This window comes from Halarchaeum salinum, assembly GCF_039520965.1.
Lineage (GTDB): Archaea > Halobacteriota > Halobacteria > Halobacteriales > Halobacteriaceae > Halarchaeum > Halarchaeum salinum.
The window spans coordinates 1-21,826 of the sequence record NZ_BAAABL010000042.1 but is presented as its reverse complement, the minus strand read 5'-3'; the positions used below and the strand labels follow the sequence as shown (position 1 = coordinate 21,826).

25 protein-coding genes, 1 tRNA gene and 1 pseudogene are annotated in these 21,826 nt (G+C 67.9%); 15 read left to right on the top strand and 12 right to left on the bottom strand.

Annotated elements, in window-relative coordinates:
* Positions 1–65 precede the first annotated feature (65 nt).
* Positions 66–1,049: a hypothetical protein gene (locus tag ABDZ36_RS05850; protein ID WP_211311135.1), complete on the bottom strand. Its 984-nt coding sequence runs from the start codon at positions 1,047–1,049 to the stop codon at positions 66–68.
* A 144-nt stretch (positions 1,050–1,193) separates the two neighbouring features.
* Here ABDZ36_RS05850 and ABDZ36_RS05845 point away from each other — a divergent pair, with 144 nt between their 5' ends.
* The 3 genes from ABDZ36_RS05845 to ABDZ36_RS05835 all read left to right on the top strand — a co-directional run bounded on the left by ABDZ36_RS05845 (position 1,194) and on the right by ABDZ36_RS05835 (position 3,779).
* Complete coding sequence (locus ABDZ36_RS05845; RefSeq protein ID WP_211311134.1) at positions 1,194–1,760, top strand: DUF7978 family protein; 567 nt, start codon at positions 1,194–1,196, stop codon at positions 1,758–1,760.
* A 74-nt stretch (positions 1,761–1,834) separates the two neighbouring features.
* Positions 1,835–2,545: a helix-turn-helix domain-containing protein gene (locus ABDZ36_RS05840; protein ID WP_211311133.1), complete on the top strand. Its 711-nt coding sequence runs from the start codon at positions 1,835–1,837 to the stop codon at positions 2,543–2,545.
* 145 nt (positions 2,546–2,690) lie between these two features.
* Positions 2,691–3,779 (top strand): sensor histidine kinase, encoded by a 1,089-nt coding sequence (locus ABDZ36_RS05835; protein ID WP_211311132.1) that lies wholly within the window; start codon positions 2,691–2,693, stop codon positions 3,777–3,779.
* Positions 3,780–3,940: 161 nt separating this feature from the next.
* Here ABDZ36_RS05835 and hmgB read toward each other — a convergent pair whose 3' ends face one another.
* The 6 genes from hmgB to ABDZ36_RS05805 all read right to left on the bottom strand — a co-directional run bounded on the left by hmgB (position 3,941) and on the right by ABDZ36_RS05805 (position 9,863).
* Complete coding sequence (gene hmgB, locus ABDZ36_RS05830; RefSeq protein WP_211311131.1) at positions 3,941–5,278, bottom strand: hydroxymethylglutaryl-CoA synthase; 1,338 nt, start codon at positions 5,276–5,278, stop codon at positions 3,941–3,943.
* Positions 5,279–5,343: 65 nt separating this feature from the next.
* Complete coding sequence (locus ABDZ36_RS05825; protein WP_211311130.1) at positions 5,344–6,978, bottom strand: Ig-like domain-containing protein; 1,635 nt, start codon at positions 6,976–6,978, stop codon at positions 5,344–5,346.
* Positions 6,979–7,017: 39 nt separating this feature from the next.
* Complete coding sequence (locus ABDZ36_RS05820; protein WP_211311129.1) at positions 7,018–7,605, bottom strand: DUF2150 family protein; 588 nt, start codon at positions 7,603–7,605, stop codon at positions 7,018–7,020.
* 84 nt (positions 7,606–7,689) lie between these two features.
* The gene (locus ABDZ36_RS05815; protein WP_211311128.1) at positions 7,690–8,535 is read right to left on the bottom strand and encodes a TatD family hydrolase; all 846 of its coding nucleotides are present in this window, start codon (positions 8,533–8,535) and stop codon (positions 7,690–7,692) included.
* A 32-nt stretch (positions 8,536–8,567) separates the two neighbouring features.
* Positions 8,568–9,014, bottom strand: a complete 447-nt coding sequence (locus ABDZ36_RS05810; RefSeq protein ID WP_211311127.1) for an NYN domain-containing protein — start codon at positions 9,012–9,014, stop codon at positions 8,568–8,570.
* A 108-nt stretch (positions 9,015–9,122) separates the two neighbouring features.
* On the bottom strand, positions 9,123–9,863 hold the full coding sequence (locus ABDZ36_RS05805; protein WP_211311126.1) for an SDR family oxidoreductase: 741 nt from the start codon (positions 9,861–9,863) through the stop codon (positions 9,123–9,125).
* A 111-nt stretch (positions 9,864–9,974) separates the two neighbouring features.
* Here ABDZ36_RS05805 and ABDZ36_RS05800 point away from each other — a divergent pair, with 111 nt between their 5' ends.
* Together ABDZ36_RS05800 and ABDZ36_RS05795 are read left to right on the top strand one after the other, a co-directional pair.
* Positions 9,975–11,648: a hypothetical protein gene (locus ABDZ36_RS05800; RefSeq protein WP_211311125.1), complete on the top strand. Its 1,674-nt coding sequence runs from the start codon at positions 9,975–9,977 to the stop codon at positions 11,646–11,648.
* A 245-nt stretch (positions 11,649–11,893) separates the two neighbouring features.
* The gene (locus ABDZ36_RS05795) at positions 11,894–12,283 is read left to right on the top strand and encodes a DoxX family membrane protein (protein ID WP_211311124.1); all 390 of its coding nucleotides are present in this window, start codon (positions 11,894–11,896) and stop codon (positions 12,281–12,283) included.
* Positions 12,284–12,300: 17 nt separating this feature from the next.
* Here ABDZ36_RS05795 and ABDZ36_RS05790 read toward each other — a convergent pair whose 3' ends face one another.
* Both ABDZ36_RS05790 and ABDZ36_RS05785 read right to left on the bottom strand, forming a co-directional pair.
* Positions 12,301–12,468, bottom strand: coding sequence for a DUF7838 family putative zinc beta-ribbon protein (locus ABDZ36_RS05790; RefSeq protein ID WP_211311123.1), 168 nt, complete (start codon positions 12,466–12,468; stop codon positions 12,301–12,303).
* A gap of 40 nt (positions 12,469–12,508) precedes the next feature.
* The gene (locus ABDZ36_RS05785) at positions 12,509–12,934 is read right to left on the bottom strand and encodes a methylated-DNA--[protein]-cysteine S-methyltransferase (protein WP_211311122.1); all 426 of its coding nucleotides are present in this window, start codon (positions 12,932–12,934) and stop codon (positions 12,509–12,511) included.
* A 124-nt stretch (positions 12,935–13,058) separates the two neighbouring features.
* On the opposite strand from ABDZ36_RS05785, the gene ABDZ36_RS05780 reads away from it, so the two are divergent.
* The 4 genes from ABDZ36_RS05780 to ABDZ36_RS05765 all read left to right on the top strand — a co-directional run bounded on the left by ABDZ36_RS05780 (position 13,059) and on the right by ABDZ36_RS05765 (position 15,500).
* Positions 13,059–13,310 (top strand): glutaredoxin family protein, encoded by a 252-nt coding sequence (locus ABDZ36_RS05780; protein WP_211311121.1) that lies wholly within the window; start codon positions 13,059–13,061, stop codon positions 13,308–13,310.
* On the top strand, positions 13,307–13,840 hold the full coding sequence (locus ABDZ36_RS05775; RefSeq protein WP_211311120.1) for a cob(I)yrinic acid a,c-diamide adenosyltransferase: 534 nt from the start codon (positions 13,307–13,309) through the stop codon (positions 13,838–13,840). Before ABDZ36_RS05780 ends, ABDZ36_RS05775 begins: the two co-directional genes overlap by 4 nt.
* Positions 13,841–13,938: 98 nt before the next feature.
* A tRNA-Val gene (locus tag ABDZ36_RS05770) sits at positions 13,939–14,013 on the top strand.
* 476 nt (positions 14,014–14,489) lie between these two features.
* Positions 14,490–15,500 (top strand): sensor histidine kinase, encoded by a 1,011-nt coding sequence (locus ABDZ36_RS05765; protein ID WP_211311119.1) that lies wholly within the window; start codon positions 14,490–14,492, stop codon positions 15,498–15,500.
* A 19-nt stretch (positions 15,501–15,519) separates the two neighbouring features.
* On the opposite strand, the gene ABDZ36_RS05760 is transcribed toward ABDZ36_RS05765, so the two are convergent.
* Positions 15,520–16,170, bottom strand: a complete 651-nt coding sequence (locus tag ABDZ36_RS05760; protein WP_343749242.1) for an HAD family hydrolase — start codon at positions 16,168–16,170, stop codon at positions 15,520–15,522.
* 42 nt (positions 16,171–16,212) lie between these two features.
* Entirely contained in the window at positions 16,213–18,303 is a 2,091-nt protein-coding gene (locus ABDZ36_RS05755; protein ID WP_211311118.1) for an AAA family ATPase, read from the bottom strand.
* 78 nt (positions 18,304–18,381) lie between these two features.
* Here ABDZ36_RS05755 and ABDZ36_RS05750 point away from each other — a divergent pair, with 78 nt between their 5' ends.
* Entirely contained in the window at positions 18,382–18,516 is a 135-nt protein-coding gene (locus ABDZ36_RS05750) for a DUF7128 family protein (protein ID WP_343749241.1), read from the top strand.
* A 4-nt stretch (positions 18,517–18,520) separates the two neighbouring features.
* Here ABDZ36_RS05750 and ABDZ36_RS05745 read toward each other — a convergent pair whose 3' ends face one another.
* Positions 18,521–18,949, bottom strand: coding sequence for a DUF5796 family protein (locus tag ABDZ36_RS05745; RefSeq protein ID WP_211311117.1), 429 nt, complete (start codon positions 18,947–18,949; stop codon positions 18,521–18,523).
* Between the two features lie 90 nt (positions 18,950–19,039).
* Here ABDZ36_RS05745 and ABDZ36_RS05740 point away from each other — a divergent pair, with 90 nt between their 5' ends.
* The 5 genes and pseudogenes from ABDZ36_RS05740 (at position 19,040) to ABDZ36_RS05725 (ending at position 21,488) form a co-directional block, all read left to right on the top strand.
* A complete protein-coding gene (locus ABDZ36_RS05740; protein ID WP_211311116.1) occupies positions 19,040–19,897 on the top strand; it encodes a shikimate kinase in 858 nt (285 codons plus the stop codon).
* The gene (locus tag ABDZ36_RS05735; protein ID WP_211311115.1) at positions 19,894–20,199 is read left to right on the top strand and encodes a chorismate mutase; all 306 of its coding nucleotides are present in this window, start codon (positions 19,894–19,896) and stop codon (positions 20,197–20,199) included. The genes ABDZ36_RS05740 and ABDZ36_RS05735 overlap by 4 nt, the downstream gene beginning before the upstream one ends.
* Before the next feature lie 84 nt (positions 20,200–20,283).
* A pseudogene (locus ABDZ36_RS05730) lies at positions 20,284–20,365 on the top strand (IS6 family transposase); the annotation flags it as partial.
* Positions 20,366–20,558: 193 nt separating this feature from the next.
* Complete coding sequence (locus ABDZ36_RS14885) at positions 20,559–20,777, top strand: hypothetical protein (RefSeq protein ID WP_425545306.1); 219 nt, start codon at positions 20,559–20,561, stop codon at positions 20,775–20,777.
* 15 nt (positions 20,778–20,792) lie between these two features.
* Positions 20,793–21,488, top strand: coding sequence for a KaiC domain-containing protein (locus tag ABDZ36_RS05725; RefSeq protein ID WP_425545309.1), 696 nt, complete (start codon positions 20,793–20,795; stop codon positions 21,486–21,488).
* The last annotated feature ends 338 nt before the right edge of the window (positions 21,489–21,826 follow it).

Here is a 21,826-nt window from a genome sequence, read left to right as displayed (position 1 = left end):
AATATTACGCCCCCGCCGGCCGATTCGACCTCAGCGTTCGACGACCCACGTCGGGCGATCCGCCATCACCGTTCGATGATCGTCCCGCTCGCCCCGACGGCGACGTGTGGCGGGCCGAGGACGAACCCGTGGAGCGTCTCTGAGACCGGGTTGGTGGTGTCCCAGCGACCGAGCCACTTCGCCAGCGTCGCCCCGTACGGGATACCCCTCCCGGGGCGGTGGAGGATGGTTCCGTCGGCCCCGACGGCGTGGACGCAGCCACACGATCCGATCTCCACGTCGTACAGGGTCGCCTCGCATGGGTCGGCGACATCCCAGCCTCCGCCGGTCTCGCTGTACAGCGCGCCGCCGACGATGTGTGCACTGTTGCCCGCGAGCGTGACGTCGCGGAACCCCGCGTCCGCGTCGTCGATCCCAAACCGGTGCCACGTTGCCCCCCCATCGTGTGTCTCGAAGACGTCGGTGTTCGTATCAACAACGACCGTTCGCCCGTTTCGACACGACACCGCGCGGATCGCCGCCCCGCTTCCGGGCGTGACGTGCGTCCAGTCGCGCCGGTCGTTCCGCCCGCTCGAGGCGTGTACGTGCCCGGAGCTGTCGGTGACGTAGACGGTCGCGTCGTCGCCCGTCCCCGCCACCTCGATGTCGGTGAATTGGTTCGTCACGTCGTCCGGGGAGCGGTGGGAAGTCACGGTGCCGGTCGCAGCGTCGAGGACAGCGAGCGCGCCGCTGGCACCCGCGATCCAGACACGCCCGTCACCGTCGCCCGCCGCGGCGTGGAGGTTCGACCCGTCATCGTGTGGGCCGTTCGCGATCAGGGTTCGCCATCCCTCGTCAGTGCGTTCGAGGACGACGCCGCCACCACCGACAGCGTACGCCGTTCCGTCGGCCAGCGCGACGTCGTGGAGCGTTCTGTCTGTCGGCGAACTAACTGGTTGCCACTCCCGTCCCGTCCCTATCCGCATGGCGCTCGCGGTACCCGCCGTCCCCGCCGCGATCGTGGCCCCAGCCGCGACACCGAGGAACCGCCGGCGCGAGAGATCGACCATCGTGTCCGTTCGTGCGAACGCCGGCCGTTTGAGCGTAATGGCTGTCGTAGTGCCGAGACAGGCATCGTGAGCGTGGCGACTCCCGACGTTTCGGCATCGAAACCGACACAACGGTTTTGGCGTCGCCCGACGAACCCCGGACGTATGGCAGACACCTCGTCGCGCGACGTCCCGTGGCTCCCCGCGGCCGTCACCGGCGTCGTCGCGTTCGCGCTCGAATACCTCGTCGTCTATCTCTGGCAGGCGAACCGGGTGCGCGAGAATCTCCAGGGCCTCAACGCGATCATCGAGCTCCTCGGTGGGCAGTCGATCCCCGCGTGGAAGGTCGTCGGCTGGCTGTTCTACAACGCGCACTTCGTCGACATCACGCGCCCGGCCTTCGGCGGCGGGCGGACGACGACGAACTTCATCGCGAGCGGCGACGCTCCCCAGTTGCTCTACGTCCTCCCGCCGCTGTTCCTCCTCATCGCCGGCGTCGTCCTCGTTCGCTACGTCGGTCTCTCCGCGCCCCGTGACGGCGCGCTCTGCGGGACCGTCGTCTCGCTCGGCTACGCGATCCCCGCGTGGATCGGCGTCTTCGCGGTCCGAGTCACGACCGACGACGCGTGGCTGGGGCCGGCCGTCGCCCTCGGGTTCGTCCTCGCCGGTGTCGTTTACCCCGTCGTCTTCGGAGCGATCGGCGGCGCGCTCGCCGCGCTCACGAGCGACTGACGCGATGCCACGATATCGGCACCTGTCGAACCCGCTCCGATACGCCTTAGGCCCCGTGTCGGGTTGAAGGGTGTATGGATTCGGACGCGCGCGCTGGCCTCGCGGAGCGTATCGCGGGCGAGGTCACGCTCAGCGACGACCCCGGTGCGACCCTCCGCAAGTGGCGCACCGACTTCGACGTCTCACAGACCGAACTCGCCGACCAACTCGACGTCTCCTCCTCCGTCATCTCCGACTACGAGAGTGGCCGGCGCGAGAGTCCGGGGATCGGCCTCGTCTCCCGCCTCGTCGTCGCGCTCCTCGATATCGACGAACGTCGTGGGGGCGACCGCATCCGCCAGTATGCCCGCGTCCTCTCCGCGGGCTTCGAGAGCGACGTCGTCCTCGATCTCCGCGAATACCCCGCAACCGTCCCCCTCGCGGACGTCTACGACGCCATCGGCGCGACCGAGATCGTCGCCGGCGACCGCGATCGCGTCAGCGGCCACACGATCATCGACAGCATCAAAGCCATCACCAGACTCTCCAGCGACGAGTTCTACCGGCTCTACGGCCAGTCCACGAACCGCGTCCTCGGGTTCACCGGCGTCACGCGCGGCGAGTCGCCGCTCGTCGCCCTCCGCGTCGTCAATCCGACACCGAACGCCGTCCTCCTCCACGGGCTGAGCGAGGACGAGCTCTGGGAGCACGCCCCCCGCCTCGCCCAGCGCGACGGCTTCTCGCTCGCCGTCTGTACGACGCCGGTCGACGAGATGCTCGATGCGCTCCGCGCGATCGCCGACTGAGATGGCGACGGCACGCGTCGTGCCCCCTGTTCCCGCTCCACCACGTTCGGACATCACCTGCCCCTCGCCCCGCTCCAGGCCGTCCGCCGGAATGACCTGCCAGTTCCCAAACATTTAGACCGCTTCTTCACCTATCCCGTTACGAATGGGCGCGCAAAGCTGGACGGCGGACACCGAGACGTTCTCACTGGCCGACTATTGGCCGGTCGTCGTCGTTGCGGCGTTCTCTATCACGCTCACCGTCTACCAACTCCACGCGTTCCGGCACATACCGACCACACTCCCGAAGGTCGCTCTCGACGTGGTGTTCGCGGTCATCCTCCTCGGCGGGGTCGGCATCGTACAGCGGCTCCGGGCCAACGTCCCCCTCTACTGGCCGTTCATGGTCGGCATCACGCTTGTCCACATCTTTGCCCTCGTCGAGGTCCTCGACGAGCTCGTCCGCCAGCCGTTCTGGTTCGACTTCGTCTTTGGCGACATCACCGCGCCCGCGGGCGCGCTCTTCCTCTTCCTCGGGTTGCGCCGCTGGGTCGCCACGCAGGAGGCACAACGCCACGAGCTTGAAGAGCAGACGGCCGAACTCACCCGCCGCGCCGAGCGCCTCGACGAGTTCGCGGGCGTCGTCTCTCATGACCTCCGCAACCCCATCATGCTCGCCAAGGCCCGCCTCGACGTCGCGTGCGAGCACCCCGAGGGGGCCGCCGAACACCTCGCAGTCGTCGAGGACGCCCTCGAACGCATGGAGACCATCGTCGACGACACGCTCACACTCGCCCGCGACGGCCGGACCGTCACCGACCCCGAACCCGTCGACGTTGCGACGCTCGCCAACGAGTGTTGGCGCGCCGCCTCCGTACCCGAATCCGACGCCAACCTCGACGTCGACCTTGACGCCTCCAAGCGGATCGCCGCCGACCCCGCCCGTCTCCGTCAGATCTTCGAGAACCTCTTCGCCAACAGCGTCCGCCACGCCGGCCCCGCGGTGACCGTTACCGTCGACAACCTTGACGACACGGGCTTCTACGTCGCTGACGATGGCCCCGGCATCCCCCCGGAGAAACGCAATACCGTCCTCGACGCCGGCTACACCGACGCCGACGACGGCACGGGATTCGGGCTCGCGATTGTCGACGAAATCGCCGACGCCCACGGCTGGGAGCTCGACATCGCCGAGAGTGAGCACGGCGGCGCACGCTTCGAGTTCCGCGGTGTCGAGCGCGCTGCGCACGCCTGACGAGCGCGCTCGGTTATAGTAGGCCCTCGCTATCGCTCGGCCCACTCACTCCTCACGGCTCCGCCGTTCGGTCTTCCGCGGTTCCAAAGGAACCGCGTTACTCCTCGCGGGTCGTTCCTCCCCGCTCGGTTATAGTGGGCCCTCGCTATCGCTCGGCCCACTCACTCCACGTACTGGTACGTCCGCTCGTTCATCCCGCCCCAGCCATCGAAGACGAACTCGTCCTCGGGCGTCGTAAAGGCCTCCAGTTCGGACTGCTTCGCGTGATTGTGCCGGTCGTGGACCCGCTCGTACTCCGCGAACGTCAGGTCGTAGCGCGATTCGATCCGATCGAAGATCGAGAGCGCGTCGATCTCCTCGCGCCACCCCTCGCGTACCGTCTCAGCGTGGATCTCCGCCTGCGCGCCGGAGCCGTAAGAGGCGACGAGTAGCGACTCGCCCGCGAGATCGCGGTCCTGTTCGGCCGCGTGGGAGAGCGCCGACAGCCGCGCGAGATGGACGGAGCCCGTGTACCAGTTGCCGACGCGCTCGCTGATCCCGAGCGTCGGCTCGATGTGCGCGTCGTACCACTCGCGGTATTCGGGGCGCTCTTTGAGCGCGTCGGTGTAGTCGCTGACCGCGTCCTCGAAGGCCGCCTCGTCGTCGTACTCGTCGTGGCGGGGCTGTCGACCGATGTCCGTGGCGAGGGACTCCTCAACGTCAGTCCCGCGGATCGTGTGTCGATACGCCAGCAGCGCGGCCTTGCGAACCATTCCCGGATACGGCGTGTGGAACGGCGCGTACGCGTAGTCGTCGGGCCCGACGTCGCCGGCGACGCTCTCGAAGTCGACGAGCGCCTCGCGCATCCGCGCGAGGTAGACCTTGATCGAACGCTTACCGTCGACGCTCGGGAACTGCTGGTTGGGCTTCAGGAAATCCGTCTCGTCCGCCGAGCCGTACCCCTGCTCGACGGACAGTTCGACCAGCGAGGGGTCCTCGGTGACCCACATCGCGACCGCACCCGCGCCCTGCGTCGCCTCGCCTGCGCCGCCGCGCTCGTAGAGGGCCGTGTCGCTCGCGATCACGAGCGCGCCCTTCCCGCGATGACGTCCCGCGCGGATCCAGTTGCAGGCGTCGTCGAGGCTCTGGGTCCCCGCGATACAGGCGAACTTCCGCTCGCCCTTGTTCGCGTGGTGAAAGTCCCCGTCGTACACCTGCTCGAGGCAGCCCGCGATGTAAGTGGAGACGGGCTTCGAGTTGTCGAACGCCGACTCCGTCGCGACGTCGATCCGGCCGACGTCGTCGGGCGTGAGCCCCTTTCGCTTCATCAGACGGTGGGCGGCGTTCGCGCCCATCGTTACGATGTCCTCGTGGGCGTCGGGGAACGAACTCTCACGAAGCCCCAGCCCCTTCGTGTACTTCGCCGGGTCGTCGCCCTGCTCCGGGGCGAACGTCTCGGCGAGGTCGAGCGACAACTTACCGGTCCAGACCTCGACCGCGTCGATGCCGACGGCTGTCATGCCCCGTCATTCACGAAACTGGCGTATGTGTCTGTCGATAGCCCGTTCGACGGGTGACGAACACCTCAGTACGCGCCGTTCGTGAACGAGAGCGGCTGCGTCGAGCCGTCGGCGAACGTGAACGTGATTTCGACGGGCTCGTTCTGCACATCGACCTCTTCTTGGCTCTGATTCTGGAACTGTTGCAGTCGTACGACGGTGTCCTCGTCCGCCTCGATCGTTGCATCGCTGGTCAGCTTGACGCTTTCGCCGAGGGGGTAGTACGTGATGTCACTATTCGCCGTGTTATCGTCGTTGGCGTCGTAGTAGCCGTCGCCGATGTAGATCTCTGGCTGCCCACCACTCTGATCTTGGAGCCGAGTTGCGTTGCTCGACGGGAGCGAAATGTTGACCTTAGTGATCGTCACGGCCTCGGACGCAGTCATCGTAAACTGAATGGTGCTTCCGCCGTTGTATGGCTCGGCGTCACCGTTGTACGCCAGCGTCGCTCCATCGCCGGAGCCACCATCGCTACCCGTTCCGCCGCCACCAGAACCACTTGGGACGGTCACGCTAAAGTTCGTCCACTGCGCCAGCGGACCGTCGGTCCCGTTCGACCCGAACGAGACGTTCACACTGTACGCGCCGCTCGTCTCTGGAGCCGTGTACTCAAAGTGAACTTTCCCGTTCTCGTCGGTTGTTTGGCTCGTATCTCGGATTTTCCCGCGATCCGCACGCGCGTTCACCGTCACCCCCGCGTATGGATTGAGGTACTCGTCGTGCACCTGCGCACTGAGGGTGATGGTCTCGCCACTGGACACCCGCAAAGCCCGTGCGGACTCCCGCGTGATGTACGCCGCATGGGCGTTTGACCCTCCGGACCCGATGCCCACGGCCCCGATCCGGAGCCGCGTTCCGTTCTGAGTGGAGAAGTTCAGCCGATCGGGGCTCAAGTTCAGATCGGCACTCGGATTCTTCGCGTGCGTCACGTTCGGAAGCAGGCCCCGCCACGTCGCGCCCGTCCCGTTCACCGGGTACCGCGTCGGCACCGAGACGTGTAACGACCCGTTCACGTAGACGCCGCCGCTGGGCGTACTCACTGACTCTGGATCGACCGTCACGCTCCCGACGTCGCTCTCGCGATAGTTCCCCGTAAGAACAACGAGCGAGACACGTTCACCCGATGTTGAGACGATCGACTGGCCCGTGAGAGGGAGGTATCGATCATCGCTACCGCTCGTGAAGCTGTTGTAGAGGAGGGTGTTCTCGTAGGCCGTCTTCGGTGCGTTCCGGTACTCGTTGTAGTCGGGGGTGTAGACGAGCGCGCTTGTGGGGTAGGTGAGCGTGTGGTTCTTACTGGCTAAATATTCCTGTAACCCCTCGGGACCGCTCGAGACGTACACATCCGATACCGTGACGTTCCCCGCTGACTCCGTCGCCAACTGCCCCGTCGCTGGCGGCGGGTTGACCGCGACGGTCCGACTCGGATAGCGCGTCCCGAGCGTCACTGAGGTCGGCTGGCTGTTACCAGACGACGCCGTCCGCAGGATTGCGTTGCGGACGTCCCCCAGCTGGTTTTGGACCTGCTGGTTGTGCTCGAACTCCGCACGCTGATTCTCGCTGGGAACGACCTGGGCCTGGTAGAGGGAGAGTGAGATGACGAGAATGCCGAACAGCAACACCGCCCCGACGAGTCCGGCGACGGCCCTTCGATCGCTCATTTGCCAACGCTTGTATCGGCGCGGTCGTAAACCCGGCGGTTACGCCGACTCCTCGTCGTCCTCGATGACTTCGGGATCCGCGAGCGCGCTCTGAAGACTATCGAGGCCGCTCAGCCAGTCGGTTAGCGGGCCGTAGTCGAGTTCCTCCGTGATGGAGAGATCGACTTCCGCACCCTCGAAGAGCCGCGATCCCGCGCCCGCGGTGAGGTCGAGCGCGCGGTCGAAGTCCTCCTCCTGCTCTGCGGCCGCGGCCGCCTCGACGTACTCCTGCACGCTCGCCTCTTCGGCGGGGCCGTTCGCGACGTAGACGTCCGCGGAGTAGAAGACGGCGACGAGGCTCGTCTGGACGCCCTCGACGAGCATCCGCTTGTCCTCGTCGTCGAAGTCGGGTTCGGCGAGGACGACCTCGCGGATGGATTCGAGTTCGTCCATCGCTTCGTCCTGCGTGAGCTCGTCGTCCTGGTAGGCGGAGACGATTTTCGCCACGGCGATGGCGACGTCGTCCTGCAGGTTGTAGAGCAGTCGTGCGGAGTCCTCGTCCTCCGGGTCGAGCTCCTCGTCGCGGAGCCGGTCGAGCCAATTCTGCCAGCGTTCGGCGGAGTAGAACTCCTCCTCGGTGTCGCTCATACCCCATACGTCCGGAGCGCGAGACAAATGCCTTTCCTATCGCCCGGACACCGCGATACGGGCTCGCACGCCCCGGTCGCGCCGTCAGTCCAGCGTCGCCTCGGTGTCGATCCCGTAGACGGCGTCGGGGGTCTCGACGTGCGCCCGGCGCACCGCCGCGTCGTCGCCGCGCTCCTGCAACCACGCCACCCGCCGCGGGACCGTTTTCGGGCCCATCACCGCGCCCGGACGCTCCGCGTCGTCCACGTAGTCCGTCTCCATCAGGAACGGCTCGCCCGACTCGATCGCCGTCTCCAGATAGTCCTTCTCGCACATCACGCTCTTCGTCACCCCTGCGAGCGTCCCGCTCGCGTAGTGTTTCACGACGCGCTCCGGGGGCTGGCCGGCGTCCTCGGCCCACGCCGCGACGTCGGTCAGGTCCTCCGTGGCCTCGGTGTGCAACTGGAGGGCGACGCCGGTCTCGGCGGCGCGTTCGAGCGCGTGGCGGAGCACGCGATTCGAGGCGTCCCACACGGCGTCACTGACCTCGTAGTGGGGTCGCCCGGACTTCAGCGCGACCGCCTCGCCGTCGGCGGCGTACTCCGCGGCGACATCGAGGCCCGCGCACATCAGGTCGGCCGCCTCGTCGGGGTCGACCCCGCGCTCGTCGACGAGCCGCGAGACGAGACCGGGATGCACGCCGAGCACGGGCCACGCGCGCCCGCGGAGTTCGTCGGTGGCGTCCGCGACGATGTCGAGCGTCTCCTCGAAGACCGCGCGGAAGTCCGCGCCCGCGTCGGCCTCGACCCCGAGGTGCCACGACGGCTTGTTCACGACGAGCAGATGCGTGCCACCCGCCCGCGAGAACTCCTGTACCGCCTCGATACCCCGTGCGCCCTCCCGATCGAGGTGCAGGTGGTCGTCCAGAACGGGCGTGCCCAACTCGCGCATGGTCGTCCCGACGCGCGCCGGCGGTGAAAAACTCAGTCTTCGAGGACGAGCGCGTCGTCCGCGGCGTTCCGCAGGGCGTCCGAGCGGCCGTGCTCGCCGGGTGCGATGGCGAGCGTCGCGACGCCGTTCGCTGACGCCTTCTCCAAGACGGGCTTGAAGTCGGTGTCCCGCGAGGCAATCGCGAGCAGGTCGACGTGTTCGCTCAACACGAGGTCGGTCGCGTCCACAGCGAGTTTCACGTCCACGTCGCCGCTCGTGACGCGGACATCGTAGCCGCGGGCCTCGCCCGCCTGGATGAGGCCGGGCGTCGCGTGTTCGTCGAGATACAGCCGCGAGACGACGAGACGGCCCTCCTCGCGGGCCGCTGCCAACACGTCGTCGAGGTCGACGTCGAACTCGTCGCGCAGCACGTTCGGGCCGTCGACGAAGAGCGCGACGCCCGCATCGCCGCCCGACAGGGCGTCACGGAGCCGTTCCATACGCTCACTGCGCGCGCCGCGAGTAAAGTCGTGGCGAATCCGCGATCCGCGCTGGAAAACGCGGTGGACGGTCGGCCGCAACCGTCCTCGGCCTGCGTCGCGCGTGCGCTACGGCTGGGCCTGCTCGGTCGGGCGAACCATGAGCTCGTTGACGCTGACGTGCTCCGGCTGGTCGGTCGCGTAGACGATGGCGCGCGCGATGTCCGCTGGCTGGAGGACGTCCATCTGTTCGAGCATCTCCTTCGACCCCTCGCGGATCTCCTCGTCGGGGATGTGCTCGGCGAGCTCGGTCTCGACGAATCCGGGCTCGATGAGCGTCGTCCGCAAGCCGTTCTCCGCCTCTTCTTTGCGGAGCCCCTCGGTGAAGGCGTTGACGCCGAACTTCGTGGCGCTGTAGGCGCTCGATGTTTCGCCGGCGACGCGACCCGCGACCGAGGAGACGTTGATCAGGTGGCCGCCATCGCGGAGGTGCGGGAGGGCCTCTTTCGTGGCGTTCATCAGCCCCGTGAGGTTCACCTCGATCATCGTCCGCCAGTCCGCCGGGTCGGCGTCCGCGACGGCTTCGAGGAGCATCACGCCCGCGTTGTTCACGAGGATGTCGAGCCCGCCGAGTTCGTCGACGGTGTCGGCGACCATCCGAACGACCTCGTCGCGTTCGCTGACGTCTGCGGGGACGACGAGCGCCTCGCTCCCCGTCGCCTCGACGTCCTCGGCGACCTCGCGGAGCCGGCCCTCGCGGCGCGCGGCGAGCGCGACGTCCGCACCGGCCTCGGCGAGCTGGACGGCGGTCTCCGCACCGATTCCTGACGATGCACCCGTGACGAGTGCGACGCTGTCGTCGTCGATCATACAGATCGCTACGCCACCCGCGGTCATTGGGCTTCGGGGAACCGGCACGTTGCGCCGACGCCGACCGCGATCCGAGGAGGTGAAACCCACGGAGCCCCTCTCGGGGAACGAATGGCGCAACGCTTCCGCTGGACGCACACCCTCGCCGACGACCGCGACGCCACCCTGACGCGCGTCGCCGGGGCGCACGAGGACGGCGACGATCCGAGCCGGCGCTACGACTGCCGACTACCGGCCGATGTCGACGCCACCCTCGTCGACCCGGCCGCGGGCGCGCAACTTGATCGCGACGACGACCGCCTCACCGTCACCGTTCCCGACAGTGTGGATCTTGTCCGTCTCCGTCTCGGGACCGACGCGGGCCGGACGACCGTCCCACTCTTGGGTCCGACGCTCGGCGGGCACCTGACCGACGCCCTCCGGAGCGGCGGTGACGCCGCGCGCGCGCTCGCCAACCACTTCGGTACTGCCGTCGCCGCCGTCCACGCCTGCGCGCACGTTCTGGACAGTGAGGGGATCGTCACGCTCGTCGACACGCTCGCCGACGCGAGCGGCGCGGCCTCCGACGACCTGCACGCCCGTCGGTACGCGCTCTGTCGGGCGGCCGCGCGCGGGACGAACGGCCTCGCTATCACCGATCCGGAGTCTTTCGAGACGCTCGCCGACGGCCTCGACGCGGTAGCCGAAATCGGTGACGTGGATGCACTCGACGCACTCGGCGATCTCGTCGCGGTCCACGGCCTCGACGCCGTGCGCGCGATCGGGTACGATCTCGTTCGCCTCGCCCACCGCGACGACGGCCGCTTTCGTGCCTCCTGGCTCGCCGCGCTCGCGCGCGACCGCGGGATCGACGCCGCGCGCGAGGTCGCGGGGGCCGGTGGCGACGACGGGGACTACGCCCGACTGAAGGCGCGCGCGACCGACGCCGACTACCGCGAACGCGGCGCGGCGTGGCGCGCGCTCTGCGGCCCAGCGAGTCGGCGCTCACGCGAGACGTTCCGCTACGTGCTCGCCAACGCCTGCTACTGGACGGGCGAGGTGGGCCGAACGGACGCCCGCGCGGACGAACTCTGCTACGACGGCGCGATCGCCGCCGCGCCGCCCGACCTCGACTGGGTGCGCGTCCGCGCGCGCTACGAACGCGCCCGTGCCGTCGGCCATCGCCATCGGAGCGCGACGAACCACCCACTCGCCGTCGCCGCCTTCGAACGCGCCCGCGAGATCGCAGAGGCGTGTCCCGACGACGACGTCGCACCGTGGGACCCGTTGTACAGCCGTCTCGTCGTGGCGTCGAACGCACATTCGGCGGACGGCGACCACGCCGCGGCCGTCGAGGTGGTGGAGGACGGCCTCGACGCGCTCGCCGAGTACGAGATCCCTGACACGCGCGCCGACGAGATCCGCCACCACCTCCGCGGGCAGCGCCACGAACGCCTCGCGCTGCTCGCGCGACGCGACGACGACGGGGCCGTAGAGACGCACCTCGACACCGCCGTCGAGCACTACGAGGCCGCGGGTCTCGAGCGCTCGCGCGAACGAGTCGCCGCGAAACGCGACGACGCCGCGAACGAGGACGCGGCCGATCGCGCGGACCGAGCGGCGCGCGCGGCCGGCGGCGTCGGCCCCGCACCCCGGCCCCCGAGCGAGGACACTGGCCCGTCGCTCGACGACATCCCCGACCTCCACGACTCCCTGACGGCGAGCGACCCGAACGCCGTCGGGAGCGCCGATCCCGGCGTCGTCGAGCGCGATCCCCGCGACCCCGCACCCGACTCGGGGTACTAGGTCTCCTCGTCCGTCCGCGAGCGGTGTGCGACACCCGCGCCGAGTGCGAGGAGTGCGTTGTCACCGCCGACAACCGCGAGTCCGGAACTGTGGGAGCGCCACGAAGCGATGCGTCATCGAGGGTGGCCGGCATCGAATCGGATTTCCTATCCTCGAATACGGTTTATGACTCCCGATTCACCGATACCGGCGGAACTCTCGGAGAGTGGGACGCCTATACTCGTCGCCCTCTGACGAGTAGAACGATGACGGATTCTGACGACACGGGCAGTGTCCCGTCCCGGCTGAGTCGCCTCCTCTTCGCGAGCGGTCTCACCATCCTCGCGGTCCGGAACCTCACGAACCTCGACGGCCGGATCGCCTACGCGGACGCGAAGGGCGTCCCCGCCGCCGACAAACTCGTCCCCGCGGCGAGCGCACTCCTCCTCGGCGGGAGCGCGAGCATCGGCTTCTGGAAGCTCCCGCGGCTCGCCGCCAGCAGCATCGCCGCGTTCTTCGTCGGCGTCACACCCCTGATGCACGACTTCTGGAACGCTGACGAGGAGTCCCGTGGCGAGGAGCTTACATCGTTCCTGCAGAACCTCACGCTGCTCGGTGCGGCCGTCGCGTTCTACGAGCACGCGACCGAGAACTAACCGCGAACAACCCGTTTCTACGCCGCCGACGAGTCGATGTCGCCGTCGACGCGCACGAACCCGTAATCGCACTCCGGGCAGTACCACTTCGTCTTCAGCCCGAGATGGAGGTTCGTCGCCGCCGCGCGGTAGAACGTCTGCTCCGCCTCACACTCCGGACAGTCGTGCTCGAGTTCCGTAGCCATGCTTCGGCATCGACACGCGAGGGTGTTTAACGTATCGGGACTACACCGGGAGCGTCGTCTGTCTCGGTCGGTCGTCGCGTGCGCCCTCGTGTTCGAGGATGCGTCGTTTCACCGCCACCGCGTCCGGGTGGTCGAGCGAGAACCCGCCCAGCCCGTCCGCCGCGACGACGCGGTGGCACGGGACGACGATCGCGACGGGATTGCGCCCACAGGCCTGCCCGACCGCGACCGCCGCGCTGTCCAGCGTTTCGGCGAGGTCGCCGTACGTCCGCGTCTCCCCGTACGGGATCGCCGCCATCGCGCGCATCACGTCCCCCGTGAACCCGTCCGGATACGTCACGCTGACGTCGAACGCCTCACGCTCGCCGCGCTCGTACGCCGCGAGCTGCGCGCGCAGCGTCGCCCCGTCGACATCCAGCGTGGCCGTCTCAATCTCGAACGTCGCCCCGAACGCGGTGTACCGCACGGCCGCGACTACGGGATACGGTCAGATAAACGCCATCCGTACCGAGCGGCGCTCGATTCGGCACCGTACGCCGACGCGACCCCAGGCGGGACCTTCTTTGACCGTCGCCACCGACGAGGTGACGATGACCGTTGCACTGTACGCGTTGGAGGGCTGCCCCCACTGCGAGCGGGTCCACGACGCCCTCGACGACCACGGGATCGACTACGAGACGGTGTGGACGGCCGGTCTGCACTCCGAGCGCGACGAAGTCAAACGCGTGAGCGGCCAGCGCGCCGTCCCCGTCATCGTCGACGACGAGCGCGGCGTCACGATGCCCGAATCGGCGAACATCTGCCAGTACGTCGAGCGGACGCTCGCCGAGGCTGAGGCGTGACGATCTACACCGGCCGCGGCGACGAAGGCCGCACCGACCTTCGCGGGGCCGATCGCGTCTCCAAGACGAACGCCCGGATCGAGGCCTACGGCACCGTTGACGAGGTGAATTCGCTGCTCGGCGTCACCCTCCCCACGGGCGACGCGGACGTCGATGACGCCCTCCGGACGGCGCAGAACCACCTCCACGTCGCACAGGCCGACCTCGCGAACCCCGATCCGAGCGACGACGATCCCCGGATCACCGAATCGCACGTCGAGACAGTCGAGGGGTGGATCGACGACGCTGACGCGGAACTTGACCCGCTCACTCACTTCGTCCTCCCCGGCGGGAGCACGGCCGGCGCGTCGCTCCACCACGCCCGTTCGGTCGCCCGACGCGCCGAACGCCGCACCGTCGCACTCGCGGAGACCGAGTCGATCAACGAGACCGTCGTCGTCTACCTCAACCGCCTCTCGGACGCGCTGTTCACGCTCGCACGCCTCCTCAACGCCCGCGAGGGTGTCCCCGAGGACGAGCCCACATACTGATACACCGGATACCGCGATATGGTTTCGGCGATCACTACTGACCGCGCCTCGGGTCGAATAAGCAGCCTTAAGTCTGCCCTGGCGCTACCACGTCGTGCGGGTCGGTGGTCTAGTCCGGTTATGACGGCTCCTTCACACGGAGCAGGCCGGCGGTTCGAATCCGCCCCGACCCATTGGCTCACCTCCTTCGCGTAAACCCACATACGGTAGAGGGTCCCCTATAAAGAACCCCGTCGCGGGTCACCGAGGTTCTACATAAAGCGGCTTCCGGACCATCTTAGCGAGGGTTCAGCAGGTAGCTATTCCCTGGTTCACACGGTCCAACGACACACGGTTGGGACGAGGTCGGAGCGGGTTTCTTCGCGAGAAGTTCTCGGGGTATTGGAGATGCGAGTCAATGAGCATGGCTGTCGGGATACTTTTACCGTATCAATCTTGAAACCGTTGAAGCGGTCGCTTTCGAGCATCGGTCACGCAGAAATCGAACCGCCTCATCCGTCAACCGTAACTGAGGACGCTGTATCCCCTCCCTGCTCGCTCCCGTTGGTCGCTCGCTGAGGAAGAGGGCTTAGCGCCCCAATCAGCTAAACACCGCGGTCACAGATGTACAATCGTTTATCCGTTGGCGTGCCGAAGGCCGACGAACACGATGAAACCCCTCCGACTCGCTGCGACAGCGTCGCTCTCCCTCACGGGCGTCGTCCTGCTCGTTCCGATCCTCAACCACCTCCTCACCGGACCGCTGCCGCTGGGCATCGTTCTGGGCGTGGTCGGCGTCCTCGTCTCGCTCGGTCTCGTCGCCGTCGGCGTGGTCGTTTACCGACTCGACGTCTCACAGACGAACGCCGTTCGGATCGCCGGCTGGAACTTCCTCGGAATCGTCGTCCTCGGTGCGGTCTTCACCTTGCTGTTCACGTACCGGCCCGTCGAAGACGCCGGCTTCCTCTTCGCCGTCGCGCTCTCCGCGGGGGCCGTCGCACACGTCATCATCGGCGTCTACGACGTCCGGCGCATCCGCGCGGAGGAGCTCGCGACCGAGCGCGAGCGTCTCGCCGTCCTCAACACGCTCGTCCGACACAATCTCCGCCACGAGGCCCAACGCCTCCTCTTCGCGGTCGAGCAGGTCCGCGACGCCAACCCCGAGACGGCGGCCGAAGTCGAAGCCGTGGCGGACGACCTCACGGAGATCAACGAGAACGTCCACGCGGTCGAGGAGGCCTTCGACGCCGAACCGTACGACGTCGACGTCGCCGCGACGTGCCGTTCAGTCGTCGAAGACGCCCGTGAGGAGTACGACGTCGACGTGGCGCTCACCGCCCCCGAGACCGCCACGGCGCGAGCCGGGGAGCACCTCCAGGACGCAGTGAGCGAGCTCGTCGAGAACGCGGTCGAACACGGTGGGGACGACCCGACGATCGAGATAGACGTCGTGGTCGACGGCGAAACGGTCGACGTCACCGTCACCGATGACGGCCCGGGGATCCCCGAGTCGGAGCGCGAACTCGTCACGGGCGAGCGGAGTATCACGCAACTCGAACACGGGAGCGGGCTGGGCCTCTGGCTCGTCCGGTGGATCGTCGAGGAGTACGACGGGACGGTTTCGTTTGGCGAGTCCGAACGCGGCGGCGCGGCGGTGACGCTCACGCTTCAGCGGGCCTAAGCGGGGGTTTCTCTCGGTGTCAGAGTGCGTCGAGAACCCGCGTGCGAAACGTTTCGGGATCCGTCGCGATCACGTCGGCCCCGACGTGCTCCATGCCCGCACTCGCGCCATACTGGTAGCCGACGACGTACGCGCCGGCAGCGTCCGCCGCGGCGACGCCGTGCTCCGAGTCCTCGACGACGAGCAGATCGCTCGGGGCGACACCGAGGCGATCGGCGGCGAGTTCGTAGAGGTCGGGTTCGGGTTTGCCCGGGACGTCCTCGTCGCCGGCGGTGACGACGACGTCGAAGGCGTCGGCGAGGTCGAAGCGCTCGAAGACCAGCTCGACCCAGTTCGGAAAGGAGGAGGTGACGAGGCCGACTGGACGGTCACGCGCGCCGATCTCGGCGAGGAGGTCGTGGAAGCCGTCGGTGAGCATCGCCTTCTCCGTGTAGACGGTCGTCGCGTGGCGATCGAAGAGGTCAAAGTACTCCTCGCGCGTGACGGCGACGTCGTAGTCGGCGGCGAGCATGTCGTACTGATCGTAGACGTTGATCCCGACGACGGATTCGGGGTCGATATCGGCGTCCGGGACGGCGGTGGCGAGGATTCCTGCGACTTCCTCGATCCAGTAGCGCTCCGAGTCCACGATGACGCCGTCCATGTCGAAGACGACGGCTTCGATGGTCATGGACGAGCTTCGTCCCGCGACTTCGTGTAGTTGTCGGGACGCTCAGCGCGAGGCGTCGTAGCGCTCACGCGCGGTGGCGAAGTGGGCGGCGCGCAGGCGGACGTCGTCGGGGTGTTCAGCGGCGTCCGCGGGGTGGGCGTCCACGGTGTCGCGGATGGCGTCGAGGGCGGCTGCGCGGACGAGCGCGGCGAGATCCGCACCGGTGTACCCCTCCGTGCGCTCGGCCACGCGATCGAGGTCGACGTCGTCGGCGAGCGGTTTGCCCGTGGTGTGGGCGTCGAGGATGGCGCGCCGCGCGGCCTCGTCGGGGCGGGGGACGTGGACGTGCGTCTCGAAGCGCCCCGGCCGGAGGAGCGCGGGATCAAGGGCGTCGCGGCGGTTCGTCGCGCCGATGACGACGAGGTTCGGGTTCTCCGCGGCGGCATCGAGTTCCGTGAGGAGTTGGCTGACGACGCGCTCGGTCGCCTCGCTCGTCTCCGGGCCGCGCACGCTCCCGACGGCGTCGATCTCGTCGAAGAAGACGACGCAGGGTGCGGTCCGACGCGCGCGCTCGAAGACCTCGCGGACGGCCTTCTCGGACTCCCCGACGTACTTATCGACGAGTTCGGGGCCGGCGACGCGAACGACGTTCACGCCTGCCTCGTGCCCGGCGGCGCGCGCCAGCATCGTCTTACCCGTCCCCGGCGGGCCGTGGAGGAGAATGCCAGTCGGTGGGTCGGTGTTCGCGGCCTCGAAGAGCGGGCCGTACTGGAGGGGCCACTGGATGGCCTCGCGGAGCGTCGCCTTCGCCTCGTCGAGGCCACCGATGTCCGCGAAGGAGACGTCGGGCGACTCGGCGACGACTTCGCGCATCGCGGAGGGGTCGGTGGCGGCGAACGCGGTGTCGAGGTCCGCGCGCGTCACGGTGTCCCGATCGTCGCGGATCGCGGCCATCGCGGCCTCGGTGACGAGCGCACGGAGGTCCGCGCCGACGTACCCGTGCGTTCGGTCCGCGAACGCCCCAAGGTCGACGGCGTCCGCAAACGGCATGCCTCTCGTGAGGACATCGAGGATCTCGGCGCGGCCGTCGCGCGAGGGGACGCCGATCTCGATCTCCCGGTCGAAGCGCCCGGGGCGGCGGAGCGCGGGGTCGATCGCGTTCACGCGGTTCGTCGCGCCGATGACGACGACCTCGCCGCGGCCCTCCAGGCCGTCCATCAGACTGAGGAGTTGGCCGACGATGCGGTTCTCCATGTCGCCGGCGTCGTCGCGCTCGCCCGCGATCGCGTCGAACTCGTCGAAGAAGACGACGCTCGGGGCGTTCTCCTCGGCTTCGGCGAACACCTCGCGGAGCTGTTCTTCGGATTCGCCCTTGTACTTCGAGGTGATCTCCGGACCGGAGACGCTGACGAAGTGCGCGTCCACCTCGTTGGCGACGGCGCGCGCGATGAGGGTCTTGCCCGTCCCGGGCGGGCCGTAGAGCAACACGCCCTTCGGCGGGTCGACGCCGAAGCGCCGGAAGCGACCGGGGTCGGTCAGCGGGAGTTCGACGAGTTCGCGGACGGCCGCGAGCTCCTCGCCGAGGCCGCCGACGTCCTCGTAGGTGACGCCGACGCGCTCGGTGTCATTCGGTGCCTCGTCCGTTGCTTCGCCGGGCGCGGGCTCGCGAACGTCGATCGTCGTCGCGTCCGTTACGACGACGTCGCCGTCCGGGGTCGTGTCGGTGATCTCGAACTCGCCAATTCGGCCGAGCGCGTCGATGCGGACGGTCTCGCCAGCGCGGACGGGGCGATCGAAGAGCGCCGTCCGAACGGCGTCGACGACCGCGTCGCGCTCACGTTCCGGCGGGACGGCGGGGGTGACGACGACGCGCTCCGCGTTGCTGACCGTCGCGCGTTCGACGCGGACGGTGTCGCCGACGCGCACGCCGGCGTTCGAACGGGTCGCACCGTCGATCCGGAGTTCGTCGGCGTCGAGCGCCGCGTCCGGCCACACTTTGGCGACGGTCGCGCGCTCGCCGACGATCCGGACGGTGTCGCCGCTGAGAACGCCGAGTTCGCGGCGGGCGGCGTCAGGGAGGCGGACGATCCCGCGGCCGGCGTCGCGTGCGGTCGCCTCGCGGACGACGAGGCGGGGGGCGCTGTCCTCGCTCATGCCCGCGTGTTGGCGAGCCGGCGATAAAGGGTTGCGGTGGGGAAAACGCCTAACAGGGCGGGCGTCGAGAGTGCGTGTATGGTCGAGGAAACCCAGCGGGACGACATGACGTGGTACCGCTGTGAGAAGTGTGGACTAATGTTCGATTCGGAGGAGGACGCGACACAGCACGAAGGGGCCTGCGACGCCGAAGACCCCTCCTACCTCCAGTAACGACTCATTCGTCGGCGAACAGCTCGAAACTGTACTCCCTGGTCTCGTCCTCCTCGAAGACGAAGACGCGACCGCGTGCAACCTTGGGGTCGGCAGTGATTTCGGCCGCGTAGCCGTCCATCTCGACGGTGACGCCCGGGAAGACCTCCGCCTCCTCGTCGGGTTCGAGCATGACGCGACCGACACCGGTCGTCTCCAGCACCTCGTCGTGCGTGTCCCGGTCGTTCACGTAGCACATTACGCCCTCCGTCTCCGTCGGCGCGAGAACGAGCACCTGGACGTGCATCCCGGGGTTCGTCCGCAGCGTGCCCTCGTGGCGCTCGGGGACGCCGTTGTAGAACGTCTCGCGGCCGTCCGCGTACGTGAGGACGACGCCGTCCGGCGTGAGCTCGACGGGGAGGGTCTCCGGGGCGACGTCGTTCCGATAGCTCATATCGGCTTCTGTGCCTCCGCGCGCAAAAGCGCCGCGCTCGGCCGTCGCGCGGACCGCCACCGCTAAGTGGTGCGTCGGCAACCCTCAGATATGGACGGCAGCGCCGAGGCCCCCGCGGCCGGCACCGTGTTGAACGCGCTCGCGACCGGCCGTGGTGCCGCCTTCGCCATCGACCGGTACACGCGGGCGTCCGTCGACCTCGGCGGCGAGACGGTCACGGGGACCGTCGCCGAGGCCCCCAAGGCCGACACCCGGCTCGTCGAGCGATGCGTCGAACTCGTCCTCGACGAGTACGGCGGCGCGGACGCCCCAGCCGGCGGCCACGTCGAAACGGAGTCCAAGGTCTCGATGGCGGCCGGCCTCAAATCATCGAGCGCGGCCGCGAACGCGACCGTGCTCGCGACGCTCGACGCGCTCGGCCTCGCCGACGACGTTCCGCGCGAGGACGCGGCACTCCTCGGCGTTCAGGCGGCCCGCGATGCCGGCGTGACCGTCACCGGCGCGTACGACGACGCGAGCGCGAGCATGCTCGGCGGGCTCACGGTCACCGACAACGACCGCGACGTCCTGCTCACGCGGGACGATCCCAACTGGGACGTCCTCGTCTGGACACCCGATCGGCAGGCGTTTAGCGCCGACGCGGACGCAGAGCGGTGTGCGCGGATCGCGCCGGTCGCCGAGCACGTCGAGGAACTGACGCTCGCGGGGCGCTACGGCCTCGCGATGACGATCAACGGCTTCGCGTTCTGCGGGGCGCTCGGCTTCTCGCCGGCCCCGCTCGTCGAGGCCATGCCCGCCGTCGATGGCGTCTCGCTCTCGGGGACCGGCCCGAGCTACGTCGCCGTCGGCGACCGGGAAACAGTGGAGGATTTACAGGACACATGGGAGACGAAACCGGGAACGACGTTTCGCACGACGACGCAACACGACGGCGCACGGACGAGATGAGCCTCGACGAGCTCCGCGCGGAGATCGAAGGGATCGACCGCGACATCGTGGAACTCATCGCGCGACGCACCTACGTCGCGGACGCCGTCGCCGACGTCAAAGCACAGCAGGACCTCTCGACGACCGACGAGGCCCAAGAGGAAGCCGTGATGGCGCGCGCCGGCGAAAACGCGGAGGCGTTCGACCTCGACTCGAACCTCGTGAAGGCGGTGTTCCGGCTGCTCATCGAGTTGAACAAGATAGAGCAAAGAGAACATGGCCCAATCGATAGACGGCACGAGGATACATGGACTGATGAATAGCACTCGCTGAGGAGGTCTGCAAGCATTCTAGTCCAATTCACCTAATGGGCCTTCTCGTTCCTCAAACGGACGCAACGAGACAGTGCTCGTTTCTCAAACTGTTTCACGAGCCGACGCAAAAACTGCCGACGGCTGGCTCAAGTCGTTTAGTTTCGCATGGAACCAGCGTATGTTAACTACCCCAGCCTACTTCGCTCACCCTGACGGGTTCGCTCGTGGCGGGTGGGGCTTGTCCGTGAACTCGGCCTCGAACCCATCAGGGTAGCCGTTGAACACGACCGCGGGGGAACCTTCTTGCCGTCCGCGACTGTTCCTGCATCCACTGATGGACACTGTACCGATAGTCGGGGGAGCGTACCGTGTCGGGTGAGGACGACGGGGACGACTTCGCCGACGCGTTTGACGGCGACGGTCCCGACGACTTCGAGGACGCCTTTAGCGGCGGTAATGGTGGCGGCGGCAGCGGCGGCGGTGGCGACTTCGGTTTCGACACCGGCGACGAACCCGACCCCAGCGAGTTCGGCTTCGGCGGTGGGGGTGGCGGTGGAGGTGGCGGGAACGACGAGTTCGCCGACTAGGCGTTTGAATCTGCCATTCCCCGCATCAACTTCGGCGTCGGCGGCCTCGACGAGATGGTGCAGGGAGGGATCCCCGAGCGGAGCCTCCTCGTCACCATCGGCGGTGCCGGGACCGGGAAGACCACCTTCGGCCTCCAGTTCCTCCAACACGGTATCGAGAACGGTCAGAAGGGTGCGTTCATCACCTTGGAGGAGAGCTACGACCGCGTCGTCCAGAGCGCCGGCGAGAAGGGGTGGCCCTTCGAGGAGCATGTGCAGAACGGCAATCTCGCCGTCGTCGACCTCGACCCCGTCGAGATGGCGAACAGCCTCTCCAGCATCCGCAACGAACTCCCGCAGCTCGTCGAGGAGTTCGGGGCCGAACGCCTCGTCCTCGACTCCGTCTCCCTCTTGGAGATGATGTACGACGACCAAGCGACCCGCCGCACCGAGATCTACGACTTCACCAAGGCGCTCAAGAACGCCGGCGTCACCACCTTCCTCACCAGCGAGGCCGACCAGGACAACCCCTTCGCCTCCCGCCACGGCATCATCGAATATCTCACCGATGGCGTCGTCGTCCTCCGCTACGTCCGCCCGGAGGACTTCCGCGAGACCCGCCTCGCCGTCGAGATCCAGAAGATCCGCGACGCCAACCACTCCCGCGAGACAAAACCCTACGAGATCACGAACGACGGGATCTCGGTGTACCGGCAGGCGAACATCTTCTAAACGACCTTTTGCTGCGCGCCTTCGGCGCTGGCAAAAGCTCGGCCAAAAGCCCTGCGCGCTCCCGTCGCGTCCCTCCGGGACGCGGTGGTCGCGCTTGGGCCCGAGCGATCCGCGCTCGGTGAACCGCGCGACTACCGGGTCCTTCGGACCACTCGTCGCGCGGACGCTAGCCCCGTGGTCCGTTCCGCTCTTCTGCTGTATATAGTCAGGTGGACACGGCGGCATCTATTCCGGACCCCAACCACTCTGTTGAGCATCCGCGAGCGTTAACGAGACGGCTTAGTGGTTAGGGGAAGTTATGGAGGTGGCGCCTGATACGAGAGTATGTCTGGAGATCG

Coding starts and splice junctions, on each gene's coding strand:
- ABDZ36_RS05850 (WP_211311135.1), bottom strand. CDS start 1,049: ATGGTCGATCTCTCGCGCCGGCGGTTCCTCGGTGTCGCGGCTGGGGCC.
- ABDZ36_RS05845 (WP_211311134.1), top strand. CDS start 1,194: ATGGCAGACACCTCGTCGCGCGACGTCCCGTGGCTCCCCGCGGCCGTC.
- ABDZ36_RS05840 (WP_211311133.1), top strand. CDS start 1,835: ATGGATTCGGACGCGCGCGCTGGCCTCGCGGAGCGTATCGCGGGCGAG.
- ABDZ36_RS05835 (WP_211311132.1), top strand. CDS start 2,691: ATGGGCGCGCAAAGCTGGACGGCGGACACCGAGACGTTCTCACTGGCC.
- hmgB (WP_211311131.1), bottom strand. CDS start 5,278: ATGACAGCCGTCGGCATCGACGCGGTCGAGGTCTGGACCGGTAAGTTG.
- ABDZ36_RS05825 (WP_211311130.1), bottom strand. CDS start 6,978: ATGAGCGATCGAAGGGCCGTCGCCGGACTCGTCGGGGCGGTGTTGCTG.
- ABDZ36_RS05820 (WP_211311129.1), bottom strand. CDS start 7,605: ATGAGCGACACCGAGGAGGAGTTCTACTCCGCCGAACGCTGGCAGAAT.
- ABDZ36_RS05815 (WP_211311128.1), bottom strand. CDS start 8,535: ATGCGCGAGTTGGGCACGCCCGTTCTGGACGACCACCTGCACCTCGAT.
- ABDZ36_RS05810 (WP_211311127.1), bottom strand. CDS start 9,014: ATGGAACGGCTCCGTGACGCCCTGTCGGGCGGCGATGCGGGCGTCGCG.
- ABDZ36_RS05805 (WP_211311126.1), bottom strand. CDS start 9,863: ATGATCGACGACGACAGCGTCGCACTCGTCACGGGTGCATCGTCAGGA.
- ABDZ36_RS05800 (WP_211311125.1), top strand. CDS start 9,975: ATGGCGCAACGCTTCCGCTGGACGCACACCCTCGCCGACGACCGCGAC.
- ABDZ36_RS05795 (WP_211311124.1), top strand. CDS start 11,894: ATGACGGATTCTGACGACACGGGCAGTGTCCCGTCCCGGCTGAGTCGC.
- ABDZ36_RS05790 (WP_211311123.1), bottom strand. CDS start 12,468: ATGGCTACGGAACTCGAGCACGACTGTCCGGAGTGTGAGGCGGAGCAG.
- ABDZ36_RS05780 (WP_211311121.1), top strand. CDS start 13,059: ATGACCGTTGCACTGTACGCGTTGGAGGGCTGCCCCCACTGCGAGCGG.
- ABDZ36_RS05765 (WP_211311119.1), top strand. CDS start 14,490: ATGAAACCCCTCCGACTCGCTGCGACAGCGTCGCTCTCCCTCACGGGC.
- ABDZ36_RS05760 (WP_343749242.1), bottom strand. CDS start 16,170: ATGACCATCGAAGCCGTCGTCTTCGACATGGACGGCGTCATCGTGGAC.
- ABDZ36_RS05755 (WP_211311118.1), bottom strand. CDS start 18,303: ATGAGCGAGGACAGCGCCCCCCGCCTCGTCGTCCGCGAGGCGACCGCA.
- ABDZ36_RS05750 (WP_343749241.1), top strand. CDS start 18,382: ATGGTCGAGGAAACCCAGCGGGACGACATGACGTGGTACCGCTGTGAG.
- ABDZ36_RS05745 (WP_211311117.1), bottom strand. CDS start 18,949: ATGAGCTATCGGAACGACGTCGCCCCGGAGACCCTCCCCGTCGAGCTC.
- ABDZ36_RS05740 (WP_211311116.1), top strand. CDS start 19,040: ATGGACGGCAGCGCCGAGGCCCCCGCGGCCGGCACCGTGTTGAACGCG.
- ABDZ36_RS05735 (WP_211311115.1), top strand. CDS start 19,894: ATGAGCCTCGACGAGCTCCGCGCGGAGATCGAAGGGATCGACCGCGAC.